Here is a 9,297-nt window from a genome sequence, read left to right on the forward strand (position 1 = left end):
CCCGGCGCGGCCGCCATCACCAAGGTCAAGCTGCTGCGCGGCGACGGCCACATCCTGCTCGCCGCCGACTGCGCGAAGTCCCAGATCCAGATCGGCACCCTGGCCCCGGGCAACCCGGACAACCAGATCTGCTTCACCGTCACCGGCACCACGGGAAACCTCTCCCTCCAGCTGCCCGACGTCTTCTACATCCAGACCAGCGGCGGCCGCTCGGTCCGCGCCGGCCTCACCAGCGGCAGCACCTCGCAGACCGTCGACGTGCCCACCAACGGCTTCAAGCCTGTCGGCGTCGGCTCCACCGGCACCGCGGCCAGCCTCGTCGAACTCACCGTCACCGGCTGAACACCACCGCCTCCCGCATCTGTGCCTCACGTTGGGAACACCACCTCATGCCTCGCAACTCCTCGTCCCGCACCCTGCGGGCGGGCGTGCTGGCCGCCGCCGCGGTCGCCGGCACGCTGAGCACCTTCGCCCCGGCCGGCGCCGTCGCCGGTGACACGGCCGCCGCCGGCACCTACACCACCACCGCCCGGATCGTCGTCGGCGACAACCTGCGGGCCTGCACGGGCGCGCTGGTGGACCGCTCCTGGGTGCTCACCGCCGCGTCCTGCTTCTCGGACGACCCGGCGCAGCCGCAGGCCCTGGCAGCCGGCTCGCCGAAGTGGACGAGCACGGCCACCATCGGCGACAAGTCCGTCCAGATAGCGGAGCTGGTGCCGCGTCAGGACCGCGACCTGGTGATGGCCCGCCTCGCCACGGCCGTGGACGGCGTCGCCCCGCTGCCGCTGGCCACCGTGGCCCCGACCGCCGGTCAGAGCCTGCGCGTTCCCGGCTTCGGCCGGACCAGGACCGAGTGGATCCAGGACAAGCTGCACACCGGCACGTTCTCGCTCGACACGGTGAACCCGACGGGCATCGGCACCACGGGCACGAACGGCGCGGCGGTCTGCAAGGGCGACACCGGCGCCCCCGTGGTCCGCGAGGTCAACGGCAGGGCCGAGCTGGTCGCCGTCGCCTCCCGTTCCTGGCAGGGCGGCTGCCTGGGCACCCCGGCCACCGAGACCCGCACCGGCGCCTACAACTCCCGGGTCGACGACCTCGGCGACTGGGTGAAGGAGCTGCGCTACCGCACGGCGGAGGTCAAGTCCGGCCTGCATGTGCAGGTCATCGGCTCGGACAGCAGGCTCTGGGACACCGTCGCCGACTACCGGGCGGGCAAGTGGCTCGGCAGCTGGTCGCCCGTCAACAGCGTGACCCTGACGGCCGTGGACAGCGTCGCCATCGGCGACACCGTGCACGTCTACGCCGTCGGCTCCGACGGCAAGGTCTACAGCCACGACGGCAAGGTCGGCGGCGCGTGGACCCCGTGGGGCGAGGTGCCCGGCGGCGCCGGCGGCGCCAAGGGCATCACCGCCGCGGCCCGCGGCGACGTCGTCGAGGTCCAGATCATCGGCTCCGACGGCTCGCTCTACAGCACCTCCGCCGACTACGCCGCCGGTGCGTGGGCGAACGTCTGGGTCCAGCGCGGCACCAACAACCTGAAGGCCGTCACCAGCGCCACCACCCCCGACGGCGTCGTCCACGTCTTCGCCGTCAACGAGGACGATCGCGTCTACACCCGTGACCGGCTGACCAACGGGGAGTGGACCCCGTCGTGGGCCGAGGTCCCCGGCGGCGAGACCGGTGTCAAGGGCATCACGGCCGCCGCCCGCGGCTACACCGTCGACCTGCAGATCATCGGTTCCGACGGTGCCCTGCGCACCACCTACGGCTACTACGACCAGGGACGTTGGGAGGGGCGCTGGGACAGGCTCGGCGACAACAACCTGAAGGCGATCAGCAGCAGCGCCGACGGCAACGTCGTCCACATCGTCGCCGTCAACGAGGACGACAAGGTCTACAACCGCGACGCCGACTACAACGCCGGCAAGTGGACCGACTGGGGCGAGGTCCCCGGCGGTGCCACCGGCACCAAGGCCGTCACCGCCGCGACCACCGGCTGACCCCAGCCCGCACCGCGTCCCGCCGGACCGCGCGCCACCGGCCACCGCCCGGCCGCCGGTCCGGCGGGACGCCACCTACCCGCACCATCCCAGGGGGGAACTCCCGATGTCCCGCAAGTCCCAGCCCCGCCTCCGGCGGGCCGGCGTGCTGGTCGCGGCCGCTGCCGCGAGCACGCTGAGCACCCTCGCCCCGGCCGGCGCCGTGGTCGGCGCCCCGGCCGCCGACGGTTCCTACGCCTTCACCGCGAGCCTGGTGATCGGTGACCACCTGCGCGGCTGCACCGGCGCGCTGGTGGACCGCTACTGGGTGCTCACCGCCGCGTCGTGCTTCTCGGACGACCCGGCGCAGCCGCAGGCCCTGGCGGCCGGCGCGCCGAAGTGGGGGACCACCGTCACCGTCGGGGCCAAGTCGGCCCAGGTGGCCGAGCTGGTGCCGCGTCAGGACCGCGACCTGGTGCTGGCCCGCCTCACCAGGGCCGTGGACGGCGTCGCCCCGCTGCCGCTGGCGGCCACCGCGCCGACCGCCGGGCAGAGCCTGCGCGTTCCCGGCGTCGGCCGGACGAAGGACGAGTGGGCGCCGCTGAAGGTCCACTCCGGCGTGTTCAGCCTCGACACGGTGAACCCGACGGGCATCGGCACCACGGGCACGAACGGCGCGGCGGTCTGCAAGGGCGACACCGGCGCCCCGGCGATCCGCGAGGTCAACGGCAGGGCCGAGCTGGTGGCCGTCGCCTCGCGCTCCTGGCAGGGCGGCTGCCTGGGCACCCCGGCCACCGAGACCCGTACCGGCGCCTACAGCTCCCGGGTCGACGACCTCGGCGGCTGGGTGAAGCAGGTGAAGGCCTCCCGTGCGGCCAGCGAGCTGCTCGCGATCGGCGGGGACACCAAGGTCTGGGCCAACGAGGGCTCGTACACCCCGGACGTGTGGGGCACCTTCGAGTCCGTGTCGAACGGCAGCGGCATCCGGCAGATCAGCGCCGTCACGATGGGCGACAAGATCCGGCTCTTCGGGATCGGCTCCGACCAGCGCATCTGGACCGTCACCGAGGACACCGCCACCCACACCTGGAGCACCTTCCAGCAGGTGCCGGACAACAGCGGCATCCAGCAGGTGACCGCCGTCGCCATGGGCGACAAGGTCCGGCTGTTCGCCATCGGTGGCGACGGCAGGATCTACACCACCACCGGCGACTACGCCGTCGGCACCTGGTCCGCGTTCGAGGCGCTGCCCAGCAGCGGCATCAAGCAGGTGACCGCCACCACCGTCGGCAACACCGTGCGGCTGTTCGCGATCGGCGGCAACGACGAGATCTGGACCACCACCGGCGACTACACCGCCGGGACGTGGACCACCTTCGAGCGCATCCCCAGCAGCGCCATCCGGCACATCGCGGCCACCACGGTCGGCACCACCGTGCGGCTGTTCGCGATCGGCGGCGACGCCAGGATCTGGACCACCGACAGCACCGACAACGGCCCCTGGACCACCTTCGACGCGGTCCCCGACGCCGGCGGTGTCAAGCAGGTGGCCACCACCACCATCGGCGACACCATCCGCCTGTTCGCCATCGGCTCCGACGACCGGATCTGGACCGCCGACAAGAAGGCCGACGGCAGCTGGACCACCTTCCACCTCGTCGACAGCAGCGGCATCCAGGGCATCGCCGCCACCGCGATCGGCTGATCCGAACCCTCTCCCTCCCCGCGGGGGCCGTCGGCGTGCGCCCGACCGCCCCCGCGGGTTCCCGCAGATCCACCCGAAGGGGAACCACCATGTCCCGCAAGTCCCAGGCCCGTTCCTGGCGGGCCGGCGTGCTGGTCGCGGCCGCGACCGCCGGCACGCTGACCACGTTCAGCCCGGCCCAAGCCGTCGTGGGCGACGCGGCCGCCGACACCACCACCGCGCGACTGGCCATCGGCGACAGCCTCCGGGCCTGCACCGGCGCGCTGATCGACCAGTACTGGGTGATCAGCGCCGCCTCCTGCTTCTCGGACGACCCGGCGCAGCCGCAGGCCCTCGCGGCCGGTGCGCCGAAGTGGACCACCACCGCCACCGTGGCTGGCAAGTCGGCCCGGGTGGTCGAGCTGGTGCCGCGTCAGGACCGTGACCTGGTGATGGCCCGCCTGGCGTCGCCCGTGGAGGGCGTGACGCCGCTGGCGGTGGGCACCGCCGTGCCGACGGCCGGGCAGTCGCTGCGGGTGCCCGGCTACGGCCGGACCAGGACCGAGTGGATCCAGGACAAGCTGCACACCGGCGCGTTCAGCCTCGACACGGTGAGCCCGACCGGCGTCGGCATCACGGGGACGGGCGGCGCGGCGGTCTGCAAGGGCGACACCGGCGCCCCGGCGATCCGGGAGGTCAACGGCAAGGCCGAGCTGGTCGCCGTCGCCTCGCGCTCCTGGCAGGGCGGCTGCCTGGGCACCCCGGCCACCGAGACCCGCACCGGCGCGTTCGCCGTCCGGGTCGACGACCTCGGCCAGTGGATCACCAACGTCCGGCACTCCACCCCCTCGGGGACGGTGGTGAAGGCCTCGCCGTTCACCGTCGTGGACCCCGCGACCGGCCACCCGCTGACCTTCGTCCAGGACAGCAGCAACCACCTGTGGTCCGTCGACCCGCGGAACGAGGGCTGGCTCGACCTGGGCGTCTACGCCGCCACCCGCCCCACCGCGATCGCCGATCCGGTCAGCGGCCATGTGGTGGTGTACGTCAACGGGCCGGACAACAAGCTCTGGTCCTACGACCGCACCACCGGCCAGTGGACCGCCTTCGTCCCGACCCCGTCCGGCACCGTGCTGGCCCCCGACGCCGTGCCGCGCACGATCGTCGACCCGGCCACCAACCACCTGGTGACCTTCGTCCGGGACACCGCCAACCACCTGTGGTCCGTGGACCCGCAGGGCGAGGGCTGGTACGACTACGGCCCGCTGGCGGCCACCGACCCCGTCCCGGTGGTCAACCCGAACGACGGCCACATCGTGGTGTACGTCAACGGGCCGAACAACCGGCTGAACTCCGTCGACCGGCGCGGCGCCGGCCGGGTCGAGTTCGTCCCGACGACCTCCGGCACGGTGCTGGCCCCGGACGCCCTCCCCTCGACCGTGGTCGACCCGGCCACCGGGCACTTCACCACCTTCGTCCGCGACACCGCCCACCACCTGTGGTCCGTCGACCCGTGGGGCCCGGGCTGGCGCGACTGGGGCGTGACGGCCGCCACCGACCCGGTCGCGGTCGCGGACGAGGCCGGCAAGCGGACGGTGGTGTACGTCAACGGCCCGAACAACCGGCTGAACTCGCTGGACTTCTCCACCGGGAAGTGGACCGAGTTCGCCCTCACCCCGGCCGGCACCGCGCTGGCCGCGGACGCCGTCCCGCAGACCGTCGTCGATCCGGCCACCGGACACCCCGTCACCTACGTGCGGGACGTCAACAACACCCTGTGGTCCGTCGACCCGCTGGGCCCCGGCTGGGTCCGCTTCCACGGAGGCCCCTCCGCCCCCTGATCCACGGCGGCCCCTCCGCCCCCTGATCCACGGCAGACCCGATGCGGCCCGCCCCGCCACCGGCAGGGCGGGCCGCAGCCCGGTCGGCGCACCGCCGAGAACGAATCCGATCCGCACCCCGCGTCCGTGGGGTGCGGCCCTTTCGAACGTCTCAGGGAGATTCCTCATGCCTCGCAAGTCCCACACCCGCTCCCGGCGGGCGGGCGCGCTGGTCGCGGCCGCGGCCGCCGGCACGCTGAGCACCGTCGCCCCGGCCGGCGCCGTCTCCGGTGACACCGCCGCCGACGGTTCCTACGCCTTCACCGCGCGCCTGGTGGTCGGCGACAACCTGCGCGCCTGCACCGGCGCGCTGGTGGACCGCTTCTGGGTGCTCACCGCCGCGTCCTGCTTCTCGGACGACCCGGCGCAGCCGCAGGCCCTGGCGGCCGGGGCGCCGAAGTGGAGGACCACGGTCACCGTCGGCCGCACCGACCTGACCACCACCGGCGGCCGGACCGCCGAGATCGCCGAGCTGGTGCCGCGCGCCGACCGCGACCTGGTCATGGCCCGCCTCGCCACGCCCGTCGACGGCATCGCCCCGCTGCCGGTCACCACCGCCGCGCCTACCGTCGGGCAGACCCTGCGCGTGCCCGGGTACGGGCGCACCAGGACCGAATGGGTGACCAACAGGCTGCACTCCGGCGCGTTCAGCCTCGACACCGTGAGCGCGACCGGTATCGGCACCACCGGCACCGGCGGCGCGGCGATCTGCAAGGGCGACACCGGCGCCCCCGTGGTCCGCGAGGTCAACGGCAGGGCCGAGCTGGTCGCCGTCGCCTCCCGCTCCTGGCAGGGCGGCTGCCTGGGCGTGCCCGCCACCGAGACGCGCACCGGTGCCCACAACGCCCGGGTCGACGACCTCGACGCCTGGGTGAAGGAGGTCCGGTACAGCACGGCGGAGGTGAAGCCCGGCACGCACGTCCAGGTGCTCGGCTCCGACTCCGCCCTCTGGGACACCGTCACCGATCACCGGACCGGCCGCTGGGCCGAGCGCTGGTCGGCCGTCGGCACCAGCGCCACGGCCGGCACCCAGACCGCCGTGGACAGCGTCGCCATCGGCAACGCCGTCCACGTCTTCGCCGTCGGCACCGACGGCCGGGTCTACACCCGTGACGGCGTGGTCGGCGGTGCCTGGTCGGGCTGGCAGGAGGTGCCCGGCGGCGCCGGTGGTGTCCAGGCCGTCACCGCCACGGCCCGGGGCAACACGGTGAGCCTGCAGGTGATCGGCTCGGACGGCGGCCTGTACGCCGCCACCGGGGACTACACGACCGATAGCTGGAGCGGGTGGACGCTGGTCGAGAACAACGGGATCAGGGGCATCACCAGCACCACCACGTCGGACAACGTCGTGCGTCTGTACGCGATCGGCTCCGACCGGAACGTCTACACCCGGACCAACACGCCCGAGGGCGTCTGGACCGGCTGGCAGGCGGTGCCCGGTGGTGCGAGCGGTGTCCAGGCCATCACCGCCACGGCCCGCGGCAACACGGTGAGCCTGCAGGTGATCGGCTCGGACGGTGGCCTGCACGCCGCCACCGGGGACTGGACCACCGGTAGCTGGAGCGGGTGGACGCTGGTCGAGAACAACGGCATCAGGGGCATCACCAGCACCACCACGCCGGACAACGTCGTGCGTCTGTACGCGATCGGCTCCGACCGGAACGTCTACACCCGGACCAACACGCCCGAGGGCGTCTGGACCGGCTGGCAGGCGGTGCCCGGTGGCGCCAGCGGCGTCCAGGCCGTCACCGCCACCACGGCCGCCACCATCGGCTGACGGAACGGCAGAACGCCGCAGAGCCGCGGGCCCGGCTGCTCCCGACGGATCGGGGGAGCGGCCGGGCCCGCGGCTCTCGGGGCCCGTCAGAGCCGCTCGGGCACCGGGTTGCCGACGGCCTCGATGGCGCGGCGGACCGGGACCTTCAGCAGGACGACGAAGCCGACGACGAAGAAGACCATCAGCGAGATGATCGCCGAGCGGTAGCTGCCGGTGAGCTGGTAGGCGAAGCCGAAGACGAGCGGGCCCATCCAGCTGGTGCCGCGGTCGCTGACCTTGTAGAAGCTGAAGTACTCGGCCTCCCGGCCCGGCGGGACGAGGTGGGAGAAGAGGGAGCGGGAGAGGGCCTGGCTGCCGCCGAGGACCAGGCCGATCATGCAGGCCAGAGCGTAGAACCAGGCGGGCTGGTGGGCGGGCATGACGTAGCCGAGGGTGACGGTGACGACCCAGCCGACCAGGGAGCCGAGGATGGTCCGCTTGGCGCCGTAGCGGTGGGCGATCCGGCCGAGCAGCAGGGCGCCGCCGATCGCCACGACCTGGACCAGCAGCACGGCGGTGACCAACGAGGTCTGGTCCATGCCGAGTTCCTCGCTGCCGTAGAGCGAGGCCTGGGAGACGACGGTCTGGATGCCGTCGTTGTAGCAGAGGAAGGCGGCGAGGTAGAGCAGGGTGAGCGGGTGCTTGCGCATCTCGCCCAGGGTGCGCGCGAGTTGGCGCAGGCTGCCGGTGGTGGGCCGGTCGGCGCCGGCCGGTTCGGTGGCCGGGCTGGGGGCGAGGCCGGCCCGGGAGGGCAGCCGCAGCATCGGGACGACGGTGAACAGCGCCCACCACAGGCCCGCCGAGGCGAGGCAGATCCGTACGGCGGTGCCGGAGTCCAGGCCGAACGCGTCGTGGCCCTCGAACAGCGCCAGGTTGGCGATCAGCAGCAGGCCGCCGCCCGCGTAGCCGTAGGCCCAGCCCGTGGACGAGACCTTGTCGCGCTCGTCGGGGGAGGCCAGACCGGGCAGGTAGGCGTAGGAGAGCGCGACCGAGACCGCGTACGAGATGTTGGCGACCACCAGCAGCGCGCCGCCGAGCAGGTAGCGGTCGCCGTCGAGGAGGAACATCCCCATCGTGGCGAGCGAACCGACGTACGCGAAGCCGCACATCAGCTCCTTGTGCCGCCCGGTGCGGTCGGCGACGGTGCCGGTCAGCAGCATCACCGCGACCGACAGCAGCACGGAGAAGGAGACGGTGTACGGGAAGAACGATCCTGCGCGGATCGACAGGCCGAGCGGGTGCACGTTGCCGGCCGCGTCGGCGGCCTCCTTGGCGACGGTGGTCAGGTACGGGCCGAGGAACACCGTCAGGACGGTGGCCGAGAACGCGGCGTTGGCCCAGTCGTTGACGTACCAGCCGAACTGCATCCGGCGCAGGGCCCGTCCGTCGTCGCCGGGGGTCGCGGAGGCGGCCGCGTCGGCGGCCGTGGGGTCGGTCGGTGGGTCGTCCGGCGGGTGCGTCGCCGAGTTCGTGGTGCTCATGGGGTTCCCATCACCGTGCTGGAGCCCGAACTGCCGTCCGTCCAGCAGCCGCGCTCGCCGAGGACGTCCCGCAGGACGTCGATGCGATCGGCCATGATGCCATCCACACCCAGGTCCAGGAGAGACCTGATCCGTGTGGGATCGTCCACAGTCCAGACGTGCACCTGGAGGCCGAGCCGGTGGGCGGTGCGGACGAAGGCCCGGTCGACGACCCGCACGCCGCGGTGCCGCTCCGGCACCTGCGCGCAGAGACCGGCGTACGGCGCTCCCGGGCGCCGGGACGGCCGCCCGGACGGCCGCCCCGGACCGGTGGACGGCAGGAACGATTCGGCCAGCGAGCGCAGCCGTAGCCGGGCGACCTCGCGCGGGCCGAGCGAGGTCGCCACCCGGGGCCCGGCGGCGGCGCGGACGGCGGCCAGCCGGGGGTCGGAGAATCCGCCGCCGCCGACCCGAA

General features: G+C 73.3%; 6 protein-coding genes and 1 pseudogene. 5 read left to right on the forward strand and 2 right to left on the reverse strand.

Annotation, left to right across the window (positions count from 1 at the left end; genetic code table 11):
- From ABZW03_RS30960 to ABZW03_RS30980, 5 genes and pseudogenes are all read left to right on the forward strand, one after another.
- Window positions 1-342 (forward strand): annotated as a pseudogene (locus ABZW03_RS30960) (hypothetical protein); the annotation flags it as partial.
- Window positions 343-389: 47 nt separating this feature from the next.
- The gene (locus ABZW03_RS30965) at window positions 390-2,003 is read left to right on the forward strand and encodes a trypsin-like serine protease (protein ID WP_355265557.1); all 1,614 of its coding nucleotides are present in this window, start codon (window positions 390-392) and stop codon (window positions 2,001-2,003) included.
- A gap of 106 nt (window positions 2,004-2,109) precedes the next feature.
- Window positions 2,110-3,687, forward strand: coding sequence for a trypsin-like serine protease (locus ABZW03_RS30970; RefSeq protein ID WP_355265560.1), 1,578 nt, complete (start codon window positions 2,110-2,112; stop codon window positions 3,685-3,687).
- A gap of 89 nt (window positions 3,688-3,776) precedes the next feature.
- A complete protein-coding gene (locus ABZW03_RS30975) occupies window positions 3,777-5,507 on the forward strand; it encodes a trypsin-like serine protease (RefSeq protein ID WP_355265563.1) in 1,731 nt (576 codons plus the stop codon).
- 166 nt (window positions 5,508-5,673) lie between these two features.
- Window positions 5,674-7,323 carry a trypsin-like serine protease gene (locus ABZW03_RS30980; RefSeq protein WP_355265566.1) on the forward strand — a complete coding sequence of 550 codons (1,650 nt, stop codon included), beginning with the start codon at window positions 5,674-5,676 and terminating at the stop codon, window positions 7,321-7,323.
- Between the two features lie 86 nt (window positions 7,324-7,409).
- Here ABZW03_RS30980 and ABZW03_RS30985 read toward each other — a convergent pair whose 3' ends face one another.
- Window positions 7,410-8,729, reverse strand: a complete 1,320-nt coding sequence (locus tag ABZW03_RS30985; protein WP_355265572.1) for an MFS transporter — start codon at window positions 8,727-8,729, stop codon at window positions 7,410-7,412.
- 110 nt (window positions 8,730-8,839) lie between these two features.
- The coding region (locus ABZW03_RS30990; protein ID WP_355265569.1) for a glycerophosphodiester phosphodiesterase family protein at window positions 8,840-9,297 on the reverse strand (458 nt) is incomplete at its 5' end.

Source organism: Kitasatospora sp. NPDC004799 (genome assembly GCF_040609095.1).
Lineage (GTDB): Bacteria > Actinomycetota > Actinomycetes > Streptomycetales > Streptomycetaceae > Kitasatospora.

Bases quoted from the DNA above. Each gene is read 5' to 3' on its own strand.
- ABZW03_RS30985 (WP_355265572.1), bottom strand. From the start codon at position 8,729: ATGCAGTTCGGCTGGTACGTCAACGACTGGGCCAACGCCGCGTTCTCG.
- ABZW03_RS30970 (WP_355265560.1), top strand. From the start codon at position 2,110: ATGTCCCGCAAGTCCCAGCCCCGCCTCCGGCGGGCCGGCGTGCTGGTC.
- ABZW03_RS30975 (WP_355265563.1), top strand. From the start codon at position 3,777: ATGTCCCGCAAGTCCCAGGCCCGTTCCTGGCGGGCCGGCGTGCTGGTC.
- ABZW03_RS30980 (WP_355265566.1), top strand. From the start codon at position 5,674: ATGCCTCGCAAGTCCCACACCCGCTCCCGGCGGGCGGGCGCGCTGGTC.
- ABZW03_RS30965 (WP_355265557.1), top strand. From the start codon at position 390: ATGCCTCGCAACTCCTCGTCCCGCACCCTGCGGGCGGGCGTGCTGGCC.